The organism is Rhodococcus sp. NBC_00297 (assembly GCF_036173065.1).
In the GTDB taxonomy this organism is placed as follows: Bacteria; Actinomycetota; Actinomycetes; order Mycobacteriales; family Mycobacteriaceae; genus Rhodococcoides.
The window spans coordinates 3,201,945-3,219,367 of record NZ_CP108041.1 but is presented as its reverse complement, the minus strand read 5'-3'; the positions used below and the strand labels follow the sequence as shown (position 1 = coordinate 3,219,367).

At 68.1% G+C, this 17,423-nt stretch carries 18 protein-coding genes; 6 read left to right on the top strand and 12 right to left on the bottom strand.

Going from position 1 to position 17,423, the window contains the following annotated elements:
- The first annotated feature begins 326 nt into the window (after positions 1-326).
- On the top strand, positions 327-1,319 hold the full coding sequence (locus OG947_RS22670) for an FRG domain-containing protein (RefSeq protein WP_442973065.1): 993 nt from the start codon (positions 327-329) through the stop codon (positions 1,317-1,319).
- A gap of 68 nt (positions 1,320-1,387) precedes the next feature.
- Here the strand turns inward: OG947_RS22670 and OG947_RS15205 are convergent, their stop codons facing one another.
- Positions 1,388-1,831, bottom strand: coding sequence for a hypothetical protein (locus OG947_RS15205; protein WP_328812197.1), 444 nt, complete (start codon positions 1,829-1,831; stop codon positions 1,388-1,390).
- A 94-nt stretch (positions 1,832-1,925) separates the two neighbouring features.
- On the opposite strand from OG947_RS15205, the gene OG947_RS15200 reads away from it, so the two are divergent.
- Positions 1,926-2,414, top strand: a complete 489-nt coding sequence (locus OG947_RS15200; protein ID WP_285184456.1) for a hypothetical protein — start codon at positions 1,926-1,928, stop codon at positions 2,412-2,414.
- Positions 2,415-2,424: 10 nt separating this feature from the next.
- Here OG947_RS15200 and OG947_RS15195 read toward each other — a convergent pair whose 3' ends face one another.
- The 5 genes from OG947_RS15195 to OG947_RS15175 form a co-directional block, all read right to left on the bottom strand.
- On the bottom strand, positions 2,425-2,664 hold the full coding sequence (locus tag OG947_RS15195) for a hypothetical protein (protein WP_027504748.1): 240 nt from the start codon (positions 2,662-2,664) through the stop codon (positions 2,425-2,427).
- A complete protein-coding gene (locus OG947_RS15190) occupies positions 2,661-3,935 on the bottom strand; it encodes a WXG100-like domain-containing protein (protein ID WP_285184455.1) in 1,275 nt (424 codons plus the stop codon). Before OG947_RS15190 ends, OG947_RS15195 begins: the two co-directional genes overlap by 4 nt.
- A complete protein-coding gene (locus tag OG947_RS15185; RefSeq protein WP_027504746.1) occupies positions 3,935-4,222 on the bottom strand; it encodes a WXG100 family type VII secretion target in 288 nt (95 codons plus the stop codon). Before OG947_RS15185 ends, OG947_RS15190 begins: the two co-directional genes overlap by 1 nt.
- The gene (locus OG947_RS15180; protein WP_328812196.1) at positions 4,219-4,515 is read right to left on the bottom strand and encodes a WXG100 family type VII secretion target; all 297 of its coding nucleotides are present in this window, start codon (positions 4,513-4,515) and stop codon (positions 4,219-4,221) included. Before OG947_RS15180 ends, OG947_RS15185 begins: the two co-directional genes overlap by 4 nt.
- A gap of 257 nt (positions 4,516-4,772) precedes the next feature.
- Positions 4,773-5,411 carry a hypothetical protein gene (locus OG947_RS15175; protein ID WP_328812195.1) on the bottom strand — a complete coding sequence of 213 codons (639 nt, stop codon included), beginning with the start codon at positions 5,409-5,411 and terminating at the stop codon, positions 4,773-4,775.
- A 163-nt stretch (positions 5,412-5,574) separates the two neighbouring features.
- Between OG947_RS15175 and OG947_RS15170 the strand changes: the two genes are divergently transcribed.
- From OG947_RS15170 to OG947_RS15160, 3 genes are read left to right on the top strand one after another with little or no spacing between them, the layout of a single operon-like run.
- A complete protein-coding gene (locus tag OG947_RS15170) occupies positions 5,575-6,687 on the top strand; it encodes a hypothetical protein (RefSeq protein WP_328812194.1) in 1,113 nt (370 codons plus the stop codon).
- A 23-nt stretch (positions 6,688-6,710) separates the two neighbouring features.
- Positions 6,711-7,352, top strand: a complete 642-nt coding sequence (locus OG947_RS15165; RefSeq protein WP_328812193.1) for a CG0192-related protein — start codon at positions 6,711-6,713, stop codon at positions 7,350-7,352.
- Positions 7,353-7,397: 45 nt separating this feature from the next.
- Positions 7,398-9,794, top strand: a complete 2,397-nt coding sequence (locus OG947_RS15160) for a phosphoketolase family protein (protein ID WP_328812192.1) — start codon at positions 7,398-7,400, stop codon at positions 9,792-9,794.
- Between the two features lie 52 nt (positions 9,795-9,846).
- Here OG947_RS15160 and OG947_RS15155 read toward each other — a convergent pair whose 3' ends face one another.
- The 5 genes from OG947_RS15155 to OG947_RS15135 are packed head-to-tail and all read right to left on the bottom strand — an operon-like array spanning position 9,847 to position 14,686.
- Positions 9,847-11,181, bottom strand: a complete 1,335-nt coding sequence (locus OG947_RS15155) for an ABC transporter substrate-binding protein (protein WP_328812190.1) — start codon at positions 11,179-11,181, stop codon at positions 9,847-9,849.
- Positions 11,178-12,272: a branched-chain amino acid ABC transporter permease gene (locus tag OG947_RS15150; RefSeq protein ID WP_222632953.1), complete on the bottom strand. Its 1,095-nt coding sequence runs from the start codon at positions 12,270-12,272 to the stop codon at positions 11,178-11,180. Before OG947_RS15150 ends, OG947_RS15155 begins: the two co-directional genes overlap by 4 nt.
- A 1-nt stretch (position 12,273) precedes the next feature.
- Complete coding sequence (locus OG947_RS15145; protein ID WP_027504741.1) at positions 12,274-13,152, bottom strand: branched-chain amino acid ABC transporter permease; 879 nt, start codon at positions 13,150-13,152, stop codon at positions 12,274-12,276.
- A 24-nt stretch (positions 13,153-13,176) separates the two neighbouring features.
- A complete protein-coding gene (locus OG947_RS15140; protein WP_037184775.1) occupies positions 13,177-13,917 on the bottom strand; it encodes an ABC transporter ATP-binding protein in 741 nt (246 codons plus the stop codon).
- Positions 13,910-14,686, bottom strand: coding sequence for an ABC transporter ATP-binding protein (locus OG947_RS15135; protein WP_261775734.1), 777 nt, complete (start codon positions 14,684-14,686; stop codon positions 13,910-13,912). Before OG947_RS15135 ends, OG947_RS15140 begins: the two co-directional genes overlap by 8 nt.
- A 167-nt stretch (positions 14,687-14,853) precedes the next feature.
- Between OG947_RS15135 and OG947_RS15130 the strand changes: the two genes are divergently transcribed.
- A complete protein-coding gene (locus OG947_RS15130) occupies positions 14,854-16,170 on the top strand; it encodes a PucR family transcriptional regulator (protein ID WP_328812189.1) in 1,317 nt (438 codons plus the stop codon).
- Here the strand turns inward: OG947_RS15130 and OG947_RS15125 are convergent.
- A complete protein-coding gene (locus OG947_RS15125; RefSeq protein WP_328812188.1) occupies positions 16,133-17,329 on the bottom strand; it encodes a metallophosphoesterase in 1,197 nt (398 codons plus the stop codon). The genes OG947_RS15130 and OG947_RS15125 overlap by 38 nt on opposite strands.
- Positions 17,330-17,423 lie beyond the last annotated feature (94 nt).

Sequence of the window (17,423 nt, the reverse complement as noted above, 5' to 3'; positions counted from 1 at the left end):
TCCTCACACTCGCCATCCGTTCTAGACCCCACACCTCGCACCGAGGCACCGAGGCACCGAGGAGACGTTCGCCAGCCACTATTAGGTGGAGCGCTCACAGTCAATTTCTAACATGTCGCTACTCAGAATGGGCGCTGCGTACTATCGTCCAGCGAAACGCCCACGACCACCTTAACACCAGCATGGGACTCTGAAACACTTAGCCTCTTCCCAAGAACGAGCACCACTCGGTAGCCAGACGGGCGGCACATCAGCGCAGGGACGGCGACGATATTCCGGCAAGAACGCCACTGCAGTTGCTAGGCTTTCAGTCTACGGCAACCAGGATGAAATCAAGGATCATTATGACATATCGATGGCTTCAAGAAAAGGAATACAGAGGCATTGGAGGGGGTGGCCAAATATGCATGGATGCGGAGTTCGACGAGTCGCAATCGCCTATCGGCGTTTTCTCAGTCAATGAACTTCCGCAACTTGTGCAAGCGATTGGGTACATCAAGTCGCAACAGGAAGGAGCCACGTACCTCCGCGGCCAGGGAGAACTACACGGCGGACGAATGCTACCCAGCCTCTATCGCTCACAGAAGAAACTCCATTCGTCGAATTTGACGAGAATACTCAGCGAGTTCATAGCTTCGATATACGAGTGGAGATGCACGCATGACCATCATACTGCAGCCAACTGCCCTGAGCAGGTCCCCCGCATCCGAGACCACTCCCGCAACGGGTCCTCTTTGCTGACATCCGGAATGCGTCGATATGCCGTCGAACCATTGTTCCAACATTACGGAATAAAAACAGGGTGGATTGATGTGGTCGATAATATCTGGGTAGCATTGTGGTTCGCGTGTCACGATTTTGTCACCACGGATCGATACACGCATATAGTCAAGAAGACACCACGGTCCGGTGACGACCACGTTTACTTAATTACCACGACCATTGATGGAGTCAAGCGCGTAGACCTGAATATTAGCAAGGCCAACAATGCACTCACACCCGGCTTGGACAAGTACACTAGCGGCGCTAGAGTTATTGATCTACGGACGGCAGTACCGTCGGTATATTTGCGCCCACACGCGCAGCACGGATTACTAATACGGCACTCGGAATCTCAACAGAGCATATCGCTAGGCGCGTTCCGAATTCCTTTGGCGAAAGCGCTCGACTGGCTAGGAAGCAGTCTCCTCCTCAGCCCCTTCGGCCTCTTCCCCCCGCCGACAGTCGATGAGGGTTACCGAAAGATGATCGAGGGTTCGGCGAGCATTCAGTTCCCCCCGAATATTGGTGCCATTGAGATAGTTGGGCCAGGGTACTAAATAGCTGTTGCAGTCAGCACGTGTCGGAGCGGCCTTGCGCATTTCAGAACCGAGCGTTGTCGGCGACTTCACGACCTGGCCCGAACGAAGGGTTTAAGAACCGACCATTCGCCCGCGGTAACCACGGACGGATTCGACTGCTGGGGCGACCGGAGCATCTCGAGTCGGTCCAGCCCGGCCGTCCCGGCGCACTCCGCGGCCGTCACGGGCTCGCCGAGCGTGGTGATCTCGGTGGGAACGTGAAGGCGCGGATCGTCGGGATCGTGCATGTCGACAGCGGGGCCGAGCACGGTCCCCACGCCCCAGAATCCCCGCGCGGGGTGCACGCCGGATCGGTTGCTCACCCACAGCAGGATGGGCTGACCGGCCGCCATGAGGCGCGAACGGTAGTTGGGCGCCACGCACCAGTCACCGCCCGCGTGCCCGTCGGCGAGCAACGAGGCGACGTCGGTCCTGCGGGGATTCACCGTGATGACCCACGCCCCGAGAGTCCGGGCCGTCACCTTCTCCATGCGCGCGTCCTCCCTGATTCCTGTGAGACTCCAGTAACATTCTGCTCGGAAATGGGTATAAGTCAGCGACTGACCCACCAACCGAGGACACGTGATGCCAGCACATCGGCGACCGACTCGCACCGGACGACGGATCGCGGTGATCGGCGCCGCAGTGACCGTGCTCGCCGGCGCAGCCACCACCACCATGGTGCTGTCCGACAGTGCCCCCGCCACGGCCAGTGCCTCGGACGCCCCCGCACCCGCCGCGCCGGTCACCGCAGTCGACACGCCCGTCGTCCTCGACACCCCGGCGGTGCAGATCGCTCCCCTCGCCCAGCAGGCCGCCGAGGAACCGTTCGACGCCTTCGCCGAGATCATGCAGATGGCCGGCTACCCGACCGACCCGGACACCGCCGCCTTCATGGACACCTCGGTCACCTCGATCTGCCGAGACCTCGCCGTCGGACGCACCGGAGTCGACATCCTCGCCGACACCGCCGACCGGACGCGAGTGCGCGGATGGTCGGACGAGCAGTCGGACGGACTCGTCTACATCGGCGTCGCCTCCACGTGCTCCGCGTACTCGCACCTACTCCCCTGACACTGGAGAGTCAGCGCCGGAGTTGCCGTGCGCCGTCCCAGCCGGGCGGCGGCGGTGCCGTCGAACTCCACGGATGCCCGCGGTCGATCCACAGCCGGCGCCAGGACTCGGGCGTCACCCCCAGGTCGTCGTCGGTGACACCGAACTCGTAGCCGCACGACGGGCAGATCTCGTACGACGGGCCCGCCTCCGACCACGGCGGGTCCGCGAGACCGGGGTAGTGGCAGACCGGGCAGAGGTGAGTGGTCATTCCGGAACTCCTGGTTGGCGGTCCCAGTACGACGCACCGGATCCGGGCTTGAAGTATGTCTTGGTGGTGCCGTCCGGCGTATAGGACGCGAACGTGTTGGTCTCCGGGTCGTACATCCGCACGGTGCCGTCCGGGCCGACCTTGACCTGATGCGAGCCCTCCGTGCGGAACCGCGCCGCGAGGTCGGCGTACTCGTCGGCCGACCGTGCACCCACGTCGGCGCCGTGGCGCGCGAAGTGGTCGTCGAGCGCACGAGTGGACGACCACCCTGCCGGCGGCGGACCGGCAGCACGCTCCGCCGCACTGACGTCGTCCAGGCCGACGGGCACACGAGTGGTCAGATCCTCCACGTCGTCGGCAGCTCGTCGCACCGTCGCCATCGACGTCTCGGTGCGCCGCATCCGAGCGAACGCGTGCAGCGCCGCGATGACCGCGCGCACTCTCGAGGCGGTACGTGCGAAACGACCGGCCGTGATCGCCGCTCCCGCCGCGGCCGACAGTCCCGCGGACACGAAGGCCAACCCGATACCGACCGCGACGGCCGCCGCCTCCTCCACTGCGAACTGCTCGATCAGGTCGCGGATGTCGCGGCGCGTCTTCTCGAGCTGCTCGGCGTAGTCGTGGCACGCGGCGGCCAGCCCCGAGCACGCACCCGCCACCGCTTCCACTGCCTCGGACAGTCGACGGAGGTCCCGCACCATCGCGTCCCGCTCCGGCACGTTCACGGCACCCAGATCGGCCGCGGCACCGAGCACCTCGGACCGTGCGTCGAGCATCGCCTGCCCCAGCACGATCCACGCGCTCGACGCGTCCCGCAGTGCGTCGGTATCGCCGTTGGGGCACGGCACGCCGACCGCGTCGGCCAGCTCCACCGCACCCTGGAGCCCCGGGCCGAGGTCACCCACCGCGCTCGGGTACTCGAGCTGCCGCGCGGCGGACGGTGCCCGCCCTGCCGGCGGCGGGGTACTCGGAACCACCGCGATCGACTCCGCCGCAACGTGATTCGCACCCGCCTGATCGACGAGCCGCGCCAGCACCGACGTCGCCGAGAACGTCGTGGCGAGTGCGCGGGAGAGATCGACGACGGATCCGTCGTACGCCCGGCCCCACTGCTCACCCGCGGCGTCGCTTCCCGCCATCGCGGCCCACGCGCGCGACGCACCGTGGTGGACGTTCACCGCACTCGCCATGATCTCGTCCGCGCGATACACCGACCGAGCCGCCTCGGCGTAGACCTCGGGTGACACGTCGAGAACGACCGGGGGCGCCATCAGTCGCGCCCGAACATGCGGCTGTTCGACTCGAGGGCCGCGGTGTACGACGAGTGTGCCCGGCGCGCAGCGTCTCTCATGGTCTCGACACCGACCGCCATCTCGCGAGCCCCAGCCGACCATGCGCTCTGCGTGGCGCGATGAGCCTCTGCCGCCGTGCCCTCCCACGGCAGGGCGGACACCCGCACCGACACGTCGTCGAGGGCGACCCGCGTGGCCTCGGCCAACCGCGTCAGCCTCACGACCACGGCATCCAGTTCGGCCAGGTCGACTCGGTAGCCCGTCACACCGCACCCGCGATCGCGGCCGCGGCCGCGTCGTCCTGTCCCGCATAGGCAATGGCTGCGATCTCGAGTCGACCCGCTGAGTCCTCGAGCGCCGCGACCACCGACCGGGCGCCGTGATGAACGGTGCCCCACCCGTCGACGAACGCCGTCGCCGCCAGGCCCTGCCACGAGGCGGACACCGCGGCGACGACCGAGGCGGCCTCCGCGACCTCCCGCTCGAGATCCAGCGACACCCTGCCCAACGACCTGGCCGCGTCCACCATGGTCGCCGCGTCGACAGCCGTGTGTTCCATGCCGTGCTCCCCCCGCCCGGCGCCGGCGACCGGTCGTCGGCGGCGTGTGCAGGCATGGACGGGCAGGACTCATGTTCGGTTCCCGCGGAACCGGTCGGCAGTGTCCGGACACACGAATGCGGCGCCTCCCCCGTGCAGACGCCCCATTCGGATGGTGGTCACTGTGCTCCGTGGTGACGGTGCACTGTGATCAGATCAACGCTGCCCCCTCGTTCGAACGAACAGTCCGCAGCATTGACCCGGATATCTCTCGGTGATCAGCGGTCGAGCTTGTGCTTCACCGTCTCGGCCAGATCCTGACCGAAGCTCTGCGCGACCGACAGTCGCTTCTGGGCGACCCGGCGCGGGGCGTTGCGCCGACGGCGCACCACGACGACGGCCACGATCGCACCGACGACGGCGGCGATGACGGGGGCGCTCACTGCGGAGGCCTTCTTCACGTCGGACGAGTTCGCGTCGAAGCTGCGCACCTGCTGGGCGACGTTGTCCGCGGCGTGCTTGGCACGATCGGCGACCTCGCCGGCCTTGTCCTGCGCCTTGGCAGCGACCTCGTTCGCCTTGTCGGCCGCCTTCTCCGCGACGTCCCCGGCCTTGTCGGCCACCTCGTTCGCCTTGCCGACAGCCTTGTCCGCGACCTCGTCGGCCTTGTCGGAAGCCTTGTTCGCCGCGTTCTCCGCCCTGTCTGCGACGTCCCCGGCCTTGTCCTTCACTGCACCTGCGGCATCGTCGACAGCCTGACCGGCCTTGTCGGCGGCCTGCTTGCCGTCCGCCTTGGTCTGCTGGGCTGCACCCTCGGTACGCAGCGAATCGTCGCCCGTGACCTCTCCGGCCTTCTTCTTCGCGGCGCCTGCGGCCTCGTCGACCTTGTTCTGAGCCTTCTCGATGAAGTCGGCCATGATGCACTCCTTTCGACGCTGCCCCTACCGGGCGCGCTCGTATTCGTATGAAGGTGAGTCGTACAGAGAACGGAGAAGCGCGCGCCGACGACACATGATCTGGGTCACAGCCCGCGTCGACCTGACGGGACGACCGGACCGGTGACCGCATTAAGGTCGGCGCATGGGATCCAACCGACCGGGCAACCGCGGGCAGAAGCGCGCCGCCAAGACCGCGGCGCGGCGACGCCGACAGACCTCGGGGCCGACGGCGTCCACGACAGAGCGGGTGCTCGCTCGCTTCGTGACGTGGATGGCCGCTCAGGAGGGCGCGGGAGACGTCGAGCCGACGCGTCGCGTCGTCGAGTCGCTCCTGGGTGAACTCACCCGGGTCCACGAGGGATTCACCCCCACGGCCTGGACCCCGGACGACGCCCACCTCGTTCTCGACGCCGCCGAATCCGTCCTCGCGCAGAACACCGAGGCGAGCGAGGACGCCGCGCTCCACCTCGTGTTCAGCGCCCTGTCCTATCTGACGTTCCTCGACGACGAGGACATCTGGAGCGGCAGCGACGCCGACTACGAGCACTGCATGGAGGACCTCACCGATTTCGTCGACGGCGTCCCCGACACGCTGACGCCCGAGGACATCACCCTGCCCGAGGTGACTGCGGACGCGGAGTCGGCGGCACTGGCCGAGCTCGCGATCGTCCGCGACGTCGACGCCCTGCTCGCCTGGTCGAGCACCGGTCGGCCGATCGACGCGAAGGAGGTGGCCGCCGCGCTGGGGCTCACCGTGCCCGCGTCGACGTTCCAGATGCCCGCCGACGTGCCCGAACTCGCCCACGCCTGGACCACCGCCGTGTCGTCCGGCGTGGTGGAGATCTCGGACGCCGGCGCCGCTCCCGGACCACTCGCGGCGAACGTCCGGGCGCGTGAGGCGGACGCTCTGCGCACCGTCGTCGCGGCGCACGTCACGGCGCAGTTGTCCGCCGACGACGAGATCGACGTCTCCGCCTCGGTGGCCGACAGCTTCGTCGCCCAGGCGATCCTGGCCGCCATGACGCCGGACCCGCCCGAGGGCAACCTGGACGAGAACTACGACGACCTCGAGGGCGAGGACAAGCGGACGGCGGAGTTGGTGACCGCGAAGCTCCGAGCGTTCATCGACCAGGGACTGCTCGTCGGCGGAGAGGTGTTGCTGGTGCCACCCGAGCTCCGGCACGCAGTACTCGACGGCGTGGGACGCGCGGACATCTTCGGCACCGTTGCCGCCGAGACCTCCGCCGAGGACTGACACCGCGGCGTAGCGTGCGCGGCGTGGCCCTGATTCATCGCGCGACCATCGTTCCCACCAAGATCGACCTGCTGCGGCAGTGGGTTCCGCTGCAGCCGTGGGCGGCAGGCATCGACGTCGGCACGCTCGAGGTCGTCGACGCCTACCGCTTCGACGATCCCGACGGCGAGGTGGGACTGGAGTCGCACCTGCTCCGCGCCGCCGACGGGACGATCCTGCACGTGCCTCTCACCTACCGATCGGCACCGCTTCCCGGCGCCGAGACGGCGCTGATCACCACCATGGAACACAGCGTGCTCGGGACCCGCCACGTTCACGACGCGGCGCACGATCCGGTGTATCTGGCGACGCTGCTGCGGACCGTTCTCACGGGCGGAACTCAGGCGGCGTTCGAGTACTCCGAGCCCGGGCCCGAGCGCGAAGTCACCGCACTCGTCCACGGAACCGGACAGGCCGGCGCCGACGTTCCCGACGTCCAGGCGCCGTCGGTCGACACCCGCGGCACCGACACCGTCGTCGACGTCGGCACCGCCGTGCTCACCCTGCATCGCGTCCCGCTGGACGACCCGGCTGATCGCGACGCCTTGGTCGGCACGTGGGCCGGACGGGCTCACCCTGCCGTTCTCGCGACGGCCGTCCTGCATGGAACCGCGCACGGCGGGTAGGCCACTGCCGACGAGCGGGGCCGCCCGGTCGGGAGAGGACCGCACATGCCGTACGAGGATCACGACCTGGAGCTCGACCTGCGCTGGTGGGCCGCGGCGAACTATCTGACCGTCGCGCAGATCTACCTGCAGGACAACACGTTGCTCCGGGAACCGCTACGGGCGGAGCACATCAAGCCCCGGCTTCTCGGGCACTGGGGCACGAGCCCCGGCCTGTCGATGATCTACACGATTCTCAACCGGCACATCCGCCGCACCGACACCGACTGGCTCTACGTCACCGGTCCCGGCCACGGCGGTCCCGCACTGGTCGCGTCGACGTATCTGGAGGGCACGTACAGCGAGATCTATCCGAAGGTCTCCCGCGACGCCGAGGGACTGCGAGTGCTGTGCCGCCAGTTCTCCTCGCCCGGCGGCATTCCGAGCCATGTCAGCGTGCCCACACCCGGCAGCATCCACGAGGGCGGCGAACTGGGCTACGCACTCGTGCACGCCGCGGGTGCCGCCTTCGACCGCCCGGACCTCACGGTCGCCTGCGTCATCGGAGACGGTGAGGCGGAGACCGGGCCGCTGTCGGCGTCGTGGAAGCTTCCGGCCTTCCTGAACCCGCGTCGCGACGGCGCGGTGCTCCCGATCCTGCACCTCAACGGTGCGAAGATCGCGGGGCCGACGGTCCTCGGCCGGACCTCCGACGAGGATGTCGCACAGTATCTCTCGGGGCAGGGCTGGGCACCCGTCGTCGTCGAGGGCGACGATCCGCACCAGGTGTTCCGCGATCTGGAACAGGCGATCAGGAACGCACACGAGACGATCCGCGAGGCACAGCGCGCCGCCCGCTCCGGGTCCGGTGATCGCGTGCGCTGGCCGGCGATCGTGCTGCGCACACCCAAGGGATGGACCGGTCCGCACGAGGTGGACGGGGTTCTCGTGGAGGGAACGAACAGGGCGCACCAAGTTCCGCTGTCCGGAGTGCGCGACAATCCCGCGCACCTCCGACTCCTGCAGGACTGGTTGTCGTCCTATCGGCCCGAGACACTGTTCGACGAGAACGGCACCCTGGTCGAGGAGCTGGCCGACCTCGCCCCGTCGGGTGACAAGCGCATGGGATCGACGCCCTACGCCAACGGCGGACGACTCCTCACACCGTTGACCATTCCGACCCTCGACACGTACGCCCTGGACATACCCGCACCCGGCACCACGTTCCACGGGACGACGAAGGTGCTCGGCGAGCTGCTCCGAGACATCTACTCGCGCAACACCACCGAGGACGGCGGCGGATCCTTCCGGCTCTTCTGTCCCGACGAGACGGCCAGTAACCGTCTCGACGCCGTGTTCGACGTGACCGACCGCTGCTGGCAACTGCCCACCACCGAGTGGGACACGGCGCTGTCTGCGGACGGACGGGTGATGGAGGTGCTCAGCGAGCACCTGTGCCAGGGATGGCTGGAGGGGTACCTGCTCGCGGGCGGGCACGGACTGTTCGCGAGCTACGAGGCGTTCGCGATGGTCAGCGTCTCGATGATGATCCAGCACGTCAAGTGGCTCCAGCACGCCCGCGACCTGCGGTGGCGCGAACCCGTCGCGTCGCTGAACATCCTGTTGACCAGCACGTGCTGGCGCAACGACCACAACGGCTTCAGCCACCAGGGCCCCGGCATGATCGACGCCGCCATCCCGCTGTCCCCCGAGGTGGTGCGCGTGTGGCTGCCCCCGGACGCCAACACACTGCTGTCCATCTCCGACCACTGCCTGCGCAGCCGGGACCACGTGAACCTGATCGTCGTGGACAAGCAGGAGCACCTGCAGTACCTCACGCTGGACGAGGCACACGATCACTGCGCGCGGGGAGCGTCGATCTGGGAGTGGGCGGGCACCGAGGCGAGCACCGCCGGTCGGCCCGAGGTCCCGGACAGTCCCGACATCGTGCTCGCGAGCGCCGGCGACGTTCCGACACAGGAGATCCTGGCCGCAGCCGAACTGCTCCGCGAATGGGTTCCGTATCTTCGGGTGCGGGTGGTGAACGTCGTCGATCTGATGGCGTTGATGCCGGTGCGCGACCACCCGCACGGCATGCCCGAGGAGACGTTCGTGGACCTCTTCACGGCCGACACCGACGTCGTCTTCGGCTTCCACGGCTACTCGCGCGCGGTGCACGAACTCCTGCACGGACGCACCGGTGCCTCCCGATTCCACGTGCACGGCTTCCGCGAGCAGGGAACGACCACCACGCCGTTCGACATGGTGGTCGTCAACGAGATGAGCCGATACCACCTCGTCCTCGACGCGCTGCGACGTGCGCGACGCGTGCCCGAACACAGTGCCGATCTGGCCGATCACTGTCGGAACCAGTTGGAACGTCACCGGTCCTACGTCGTCGAGCATCTCGAGGACATGCCCGAGGTGAAGGACTGGACGTGGGGGTCGGCAGAGCGTCACTGACCCGCGGCGGGGGCGTGTCGACGCCCCCGCCACCGTCATCCCGCCGACCGGGTCATCCGGCCGGCTGGGTGTCCGGAATCCCGCTCTCCGGTGGGGTCGCCTCCTCACCGGTGTACTCCTCGACGGCCGAGTCGCCGATGTCCGTGACCAGCACCGGGGTCAGGTTCTCCGGCTTGCCGTTCGTGATCTTGTAGACGCTGGCACCGGAGATACCGAGATGACTGTCCTCGGAGTAGCGGAACGGGGCGAGCTGAGGGCCGGGCAGGTCCTTGCCCTGCGACTGCAGCGCCGCCACGATCGACTCCCTGGTCGGGTTCTCGCCCGCGGCCTGCAGCGCCTGCACGAAGGCGTAGGCGTGGCTCATGCCGTAGATGCGGTAGTTGGTCAGCTCCTCACCGGTTCCGTCGGCGGCCCACACCTTCTGCCACAACTGCGTCCACGGGTTGTCCGGCGAGTCGATGCCGGGGATGTACTCGAGGGAGATCATGTTCTCGAGCGACGAGGCGCCGTCGGTCACCGCGCCCTGGGAGAAGCGTCCGAGCAGCGACCCGACGAGGTCCACGTCGGAACCGATGGAGCTGTAGAACCATTCGGGCGTGTAGTTCAGTCGGCGGGAGACCAGTTGGCTCAGTGCCGTGTACGACGGGACGTTGAAGCCCAGGATCAGATCGGCACCCGCCGCCTGGAGGGACGCGATCTGCGGGGCGACGTCGGTGTTGCCGGACGTGTAGCGGGCGACGCCGACGATCTGATTCTCGAGGTACTGGCGCACCGCGGCCTCGCTGTCGCGGCCGAGGTCGTCGTCCTGCAGGAACAGGCCCACCTTGGCGTCCGGCCGGTTCTTCTGCACCCAGTCGCCGATGATCTTGCCCTCGACCTGGTAGTCGGGCTGCCACCCGAAGGTGTTGGGGTACTTGGCCGGATCGTTGCCCCACATGATCGCGCCCGAGGACACGAACAGATCGGGGACGCCCTCCTCGTTGAGGAAGTCGATGACCGCGCTGTGTGTCGCGGTGCCCAGACCACCGACCATCGCGAACACCTCGTCCTGCAGGACCAGCTCGTTGACCACCTGCGTGGTGGTGGTCGGGTCGTACGCGTCGTCACGCACGAGGTACTCGATCTGCCGACCGTTCACCCCGCCGGCGGCGTTGACGTAGTCGAAGTAGGCCTTGGCGCCCGTGGGGATCTCGCTGTACCCGGGAGCGGCGACTCCCGTCAGGGGATAGTGCGCACCGATCTTCACCGAGGTGTCGGTGATCCCGACGGTCGAGCCCTCCGTGGACTCCTCCGACTCTTCACGGCCACCCGCGCCGCACGAGGCCACCAGTACGACGGCCGCAGCGAGAGCGGTGCCCCGCTGCGCCCATGTTCGGATCCTGTTCATCGAACTCCTTCTCTCTTCAGACGACGCTGTACGAGACGACCGCGGACCGTGCCGACCAGTCCGAGTGGCGCGAAGAGGATCACGACCACGGTGAAGATGCCGGTGACCAGAGGCGCGAGTTCCGCGGCCTGCAGGCTGCTCAACCCGGCGTCGAGGCCCAGGTTGGTCACCACCGGCGGGATGTAGGTGAGGAGCGCGGCACCGATGAGAGCGCCTGTCAGCGAACCGAGTCCGCCGATGACCACAGCGGAGAGCAGGGTCAGGGACAACACCAGCGTGAACCCGCTCGGCGCGGCGATGCGGGAGGCCATCGCCATGACCGCCCCGGCGGCACCGGCACACGCGGCACTGACCACGAAGGCCAGCACCCGTGCCCGCCCGAGGTCGATCCCCGCGATCTCGGCCGACACCTCGTCGTCACGCACGGCGCGCCAACGCCGTCCGACGCGACTCGACGACACGTTGGCCAGCAGGAAGAACACCAGCACGAGCAGGAACCACCCGACGTAGGCCACGAACTTCGTGGACGTCAGTTCGTTCCCGGTGACGAAGAAGGCGATGTCGTCGAGCGCGGACGGCACGTCGGGACTGGGCACGATGAGACCCTGCTCGCCCCCGAGGTACTCCGAGAAGTACAGAGCGAGACCAGGGACCGCGACGGCGAGCGCCAACGTCGCGCCGGCCAGGTAGGGCCCGTGCAATCGCGCCGCGGCGACCCCGACGACGACCCCCACCAGACCGGCCACGACGGTGGCCGCGATCAGGACCAGGGGCACCGACCAGCCGGACTCGTTCGCCCGCAACATCAGTGCCGCCGTGTACGCGCCGACCGCCATGAACGCACCGTGCCCGAGGGAGAGCTGACCGTTGAGTCCGGTGAGCACGGTCAGTCCAGCCGCGGCGATCGCGAGATACGCCACCGATGTCAGCTGGCTCTGCCGGAACGTGCTGACGCTCTCCAGCACGAGAATCACCACGACGAGGGCCAGCAGAGCGCCGAGCAGGTGCCGCCGCACCGGAGTCGACACCACGCGGGCGACGCGCGAGCGTGCGGGTGAGGGGGTGGGCCTGTCGGTCGTCGTCACGGTCATGTCAGACCCTCCTCGCTGCCGCGGCAGCGAACAATCCGTTGGGACGCAACAACAACACCGCGATGAGGATGACCAGCGCCGCGAAGGACACGAGGTCCTGCCCGATGTAGCCACTGACCGCACTGAGCCCGACACCCATCAGCAGTCCGCCCACCACGGCGCCCACCGGGCTGTCGAGACCGCCGAGCACGGCGGCCACGAATCCGAACACCACGACGGAGTCCATGTAGCCGGGGTGCACCAGCGACCCGCCGGCGATGAGCAGACCCGCGACCGACCCGACCACCGCGGCCAACGCCCATCCCAGCGTGAGCATGCGACCCACGCGCACTCCCAGCAGGCGCGACACCTCCTGGCTGAAAGCACTGGCGCGCATCGTGAGTCCGAGATCGGTGAACCGGAACAGCGCGACCAGCGCGGCGAGCACCACCAGCACCGCGACGACCTTGTAGATGTCGTTGCCCGTCAGCGCCACGTCCACGGACCCGATGCGCCGACCGTCGAGGCCGAACGGAGCGGGAAAGGACCGGAACTGGTTGCCGAACACCAGTGCCGCCACCGCGTGGATCACGATGAAGAGACCGAGAGTGAGGATCACCGGATTGATGTGCGACGCGCTGTCGACGTACCGGATGATCAGTCGCTCGATCAGCGCGCCGAGCACGAGGCCGGAGACGAGCGCGGCGGCGAAGCCGACCCAGTAGGAGTAGCCGGCATCGACCACGACGAGCGCCACGTAGGTGGTGATCATCGCCATCGGCGCCTGCGCGAAGTTCACGATGCGCGTCGAGCGCCAGATCAGCACGAGTGCCAGAGCGAATGCGGCATAGACCATCCCGTTGGTCACTCCGTTGATGACGATGGTGAGCAGTTGTTGCACTCTGTCGTCCTTTCGTGAGGGTGGTCAGAAGCCGAGGTAGGCGTGGCGGAGTTCCTCGTCGCCGACGAGGTCGGCCGCCGGACCCTCCCGCGCGACCGTCCCCAGGGACAGCACGACGGCGTGTTCGGCGATGGACAGCGCGCTGCGGGCGTTCTGCTCGACCAGCACGACGGTGAGGCCGTCCGAGTCGACCGAGTCACGCAGCGTCTGGAAGATCTGCGCCACCACGCGGGGAGCGAGCCCGAGCGACGGTTCGTCGAGCAGCAGGATCGTGGGGGTCGCCATGAGGGCGCGCCCGATCACCAGCATCTGTCGCTCACCGCCCGACAGCGTGTGCGCGGTCGACGCCCGACGCTCCGCGAGAGCCGGGAACATGGACAGCACGCGGTCGATCCCCACCGCGGCCGCGGACCTGTTGCGGCCCAACGCCCCCAGCCGCAGGTTCTCCTCCACGGTGAGTTCGACGATGACCCCGCGGCCCTCGGGCACGTGCGACAGTCCACGCCGTGACATCGACTCCGGACTCGCTCCGACGAGGTCGACCTCGCCCATCCGGATGTGGCCGGCCACCGGCGGGTGCAGCGCCGAGATCGTCCGGAGCAGGGTCGTCTTGCCGGCACCGTTGGCCCCGAGCACCGCGGTGACCGCGCCGCGGGGCACCCTCAGCGACACGGAGTCGAGCGCGGTGACGGCGCCGTACCGCACCGTCAGATCGGACACGGTCAGGGCGTCGCGGGTCGCCTCGTCCCGCACGACGTCACGCATCACGGTCCACCTCGTCCCCCAGGTAGGCGGCGAGCACAGCGGGATCCTCGCGCACCGTGTCGGGTGTCCCGCGCGCGATGACCTTCCCGAAGTCCAGGACCACCAACCGATCACAGACACTCATGACCAGATCCATGTGGTGCTCGACCAGGAGGATCGACATCCTCGAGGTGAGTCCGCGGACCAGCTCACCCAGCTCGTCCATCTCCGCGTTCGACAGACCCGACGCCGGCTCGTCGAGAAGCAGCAACGTCGGCTCCCCCACCAGCGCCCGCGCGAGCGCGACGCGTTTGCGCACCGCGTACGGCAGGCTGGGCGGGTACCGGTCGGCGTACTCGTCGATGCGGAGTTCGGACAACGTGGCCAGAGCCCGGTCGCGGATCGCGGCGGTGTCGGCCCCGCTCCGAGCGAGTCCGAGCAGCCCGGCGACGATCGAGGTCCGGGCGAGATGGTCCGCACCGACCATGACGTTCTCCACCACGGTCATCCGGTCGAACAGCCCGAGGCCCTGCAGTGTGCGGCTCATACCGAGCGCCGCCAGCGCGGTCGGCTTCAGCCGGCGTACCACCCGGCCGTTCCGGGTCACGGTGCCCGACTGCGGCGCGACGAGGCCGCACGCCACGTTGAACAGTGTCGTCTTGCCCGCCCCGTTGGGTCCGATGACTCCGACGACCTCGCCTCGTCGGACATCGAGTCCGACGTCCGACAGGGCGACGATGCCGCCGAACGACACGGTGACGGACGACAGCTCGAACACGGACTCGGTCATGGTCTCGATCGTTGACACAGTGGCCCACCTCACATCTCGGTGGCACTCACTATGGTCACTCCGCACAGTCGGCGATATGGTCTCCGCGCACGAAAAGGGTCATGCCGCGGGCACCAATTTCGGTCAAACCGCTCGAACCGTCGGGCGCTGTGCGCAAAAATGCGCGCATGGCGTCGCCGTCGATCGGCCGTGGATCGGGGCTGCATCCTGTCCGCGGACGGCTGTCGGCGGAGGAACGAGCCGCGATCCAACGCGCGTGGGCGACGCTGATCCCGGAGGCGGACGCCATCGCCGACTCCATCACGTTGGCCCTGTTCGAGCAGGACCCCGACTATCTCCAGGCCGGCTCCGACATCACGGCCGTGGTCCGTCGCAGCACGCGGGAACACATCCGTCTGGGGCTGCGCAAGCTCAGCGGCACGCAGCACGGTAGCGAGGACAACACCGAGGTGTGGCGGCGCACGGGTCGCGAACGCGCGCGCCAGGGCATCCCCATGGAACTCGTGCTCAAGGCGTACACCCTCGGTAGTCGAACGTTGTGGGAGGAACTCGTCAACGCTCGCGGCGCGAATCCCGGGCTGCTCGAGCCGCGACTGCTTCTCGTCGCCGGCCAACGGTTGTGGCACGCACTCGATGCGCAAAACACGATTCTCGTCGACTCGTACCGGCGTGAGACCGCACGGATGCAGCAGCGCGACGTCACGAAAATCCTCGCCGTTCTCGACGGCTTGCGCGACGGGCGCGGAGCCGATCCCGCGTTCGTCGTCGATGCGCGGAACACACTGGGGCTCACCGCACAGCATCGGATCGCGTGCGTGGTGGGCCCGCTGTCCGAGCGAGGTGACCCACCCCTGACCTCACCGGAGGACGCCGTCGACGGCGTGACATCACTGTCGCACTGGCACATTCGCGACGGGGTCCAGTTCGGCGTCGTGTGCCCGGCCAAGGCGGACCTCAGCTCGGTGGCGGAGGCTCTCGCCGCACGCGCGGTCGGACCGGTGGGCATCGCCGCGTCGACGGACGGACTCGTGACCTTCGCCGCCGCGTACCGAGCTGCCGCGCGCACGGCGGCCACCATCGGCGCCGGCGACACTCCCGCCGCGGTGGCCACGGACCGACTGCCCCACATCGTCATGTCTGCCGACGACGAGATCTCGGATCTGGTCGTGTCCCACGCACTCGGGTCGCTGAACGGACACCCGCCCGCGCAGCGGGAGGTACTGCTCCGAACTCTGGCGCACGTCCTCGCCACCGACGGTTCACCCACCAACGCCGCCAAACTGCTGTACTGCCACCGGAACACGGTGATCTATCGGCTTCATCAGGTCGAGGAACTGACCGGCCGATCCATCACCGCGCCGGACGACCGGCTCCTCCTCACCCTTGCCCTGGTCCGCTCCGGGCACTGGGCGGACGCGGTGGCCGGCGTCGGCGCCGCCACGACTGTCACACCAGAGAGCTCGACCGCAACGTCAGCACGGTGATCTCGCTCGGTGCGAAGACACGGAACGGTGGACCCCAGAACCCCGTGCCCCGGCTCGTGTAGAGCTGCGTGCGGGCGCCGTGTCGGCTGAGGCCGTGGACGACCGGTTGATCGAGTCGGACGAGCAATCCGAACGGCCAGATCTGCCCGCCGTGTGTGTGCCCGGAGACCTGCAGATCCACTCCCGCCGCCACTGCCGCGTCGATCTGCTTCGGCTGATGCGCCAGCAGGAAGATCGGCAGCGACGGTTCCGCGTCCGTCAGCGCGGCGGTCAGATCCGCGCCGTGACCCACCTCGCCCGACCCGCGCGCGGTCCTGTCGTCCACCCCGGCGACGACCAGCCTGTCGCCACCGCGCATGACGGTGATGTGCCTGTTGTGCAACGAGTCCCAGCCCAGCGACGTCATGTGGTCGAGCCACTCCTGGGCCTCGCCGAAGTACTCGTGATTGCCCGTCACGTAGACGCGCGCCGACTTCGCGTGCACCCGTTCCAGCGGCGCCACCTGCTCACGTCGACGCTCCACCGACCCGTCGGCGAGATCACCCACGTGACAGACGATGTCGGCGTCCTGGCGATTGATCTCCGCCACGACGTCGGAGGACCAGACGGACCGTTCGATCGGCCCGTAGTGCGTGTCCGTCACCAGGACGACGCGGAGCCCGTCGAGTCCGGCGCCGAGTCGATCGAGCGTCACCGTCACGTGCTTCGTGCGCGGCAGCCGCATCGCCTCGCGTCGTCCCCACACCGCCAACGCGACGATGACGGCCAGCACGGCGCCGGCGACGATGCGCGATCGCAGCGGATCGTCGACCCCGACGACGCCGAGCCCGAGCCGTACGACGAGCCCGATGATCGACCACACGAACGCGATCCACACCAGTCCGAGCAGGGTGTCCCCGATGCGCGCCCACCGGTCGGAGTGTGCCCGGCCGTGCCCGTTCGCCATGCCGACCACGAGTGCGGCGGCAGCACCGACCGCGACCACCGTCGCGATGATCCTCGCGGCGATCGGCCAGTCCGCGCCGGTGAACGCGAGAGTCCACAGCGGCGTCCCGAACAGGATCGCGAGAACGACTGTCACGACGGCGAGCCGGCCCACGGGCGGCCCGCCGGACGGAGTGCTCTCGCGAACCTCGCCCGGCACTGAGTGGTCCGACATGGTGCACGTTCCTTCGGTGTCGGGAGCGTCGGCGATCTCTCGAGGAGCATCGCCGCGCGTGGGAGAGACGCGTCAACCGTACGCGGAACCGTGC

Excerpts from the sequence above, each read along its gene's own strand:
- OG947_RS15180 (WP_328812196.1), bottom strand. The coding sequence starts at position 4,515 with ATGGAACACACGGCTGTCGACGCGGCGACCATGGTGGACGCGGCCAGG.
- OG947_RS15195 (WP_027504748.1), bottom strand. The coding sequence starts at position 2,664 with ATGACCACTCACCTCTGCCCGGTCTGCCACTACCCCGGTCTCGCGGAC.
- OG947_RS15205 (WP_328812197.1), bottom strand. The coding sequence starts at position 1,831 with ATGGAGAAGGTGACGGCCCGGACTCTCGGGGCGTGGGTCATCACGGTG.
- OG947_RS15160 (WP_328812192.1), top strand. The coding sequence starts at position 7,398 with ATGCCGTACGAGGATCACGACCTGGAGCTCGACCTGCGCTGGTGGGCC.
- OG947_RS15140 (WP_037184775.1), bottom strand. The coding sequence starts at position 13,917 with ATGCGTGACGTCGTGCGGGACGAGGCGACCCGCGACGCCCTGACCGTG.
- OG947_RS15200 (WP_285184456.1), top strand. The coding sequence starts at position 1,926 with ATGCCAGCACATCGGCGACCGACTCGCACCGGACGACGGATCGCGGTG.
- OG947_RS15130 (WP_328812189.1), top strand. The coding sequence starts at position 14,854 with ATGGCGTCGCCGTCGATCGGCCGTGGATCGGGGCTGCATCCTGTCCGC.
- OG947_RS22670 (WP_442973065.1), top strand. The coding sequence starts at position 327 with ATGAAATCAAGGATCATTATGACATATCGATGGCTTCAAGAAAAGGAA.
- OG947_RS15170 (WP_328812194.1), top strand. The coding sequence starts at position 5,575 with ATGGGATCCAACCGACCGGGCAACCGCGGGCAGAAGCGCGCCGCCAAG.
- OG947_RS15125 (WP_328812188.1), bottom strand. The coding sequence starts at position 17,329 with ATGTCGGACCACTCAGTGCCGGGCGAGGTTCGCGAGAGCACTCCGTCC.
- OG947_RS15190 (WP_285184455.1), bottom strand. The coding sequence starts at position 3,935 with ATGGCGCCCCCGGTCGTTCTCGACGTGTCACCCGAGGTCTACGCCGAG.
- OG947_RS15155 (WP_328812190.1), bottom strand. The coding sequence starts at position 11,181 with ATGAACAGGATCCGAACATGGGCGCAGCGGGGCACCGCTCTCGCTGCG.
- OG947_RS15135 (WP_261775734.1), bottom strand. The coding sequence starts at position 14,686 with ATGACCGAGTCCGTGTTCGAGCTGTCGTCCGTCACCGTGTCGTTCGGC.
- OG947_RS15150 (WP_222632953.1), bottom strand. The coding sequence starts at position 12,272 with ATGACCGTGACGACGACCGACAGGCCCACCCCCTCACCCGCACGCTCG.
- OG947_RS15175 (WP_328812195.1), bottom strand. The coding sequence starts at position 5,411 with ATGGCCGACTTCATCGAGAAGGCTCAGAACAAGGTCGACGAGGCCGCA.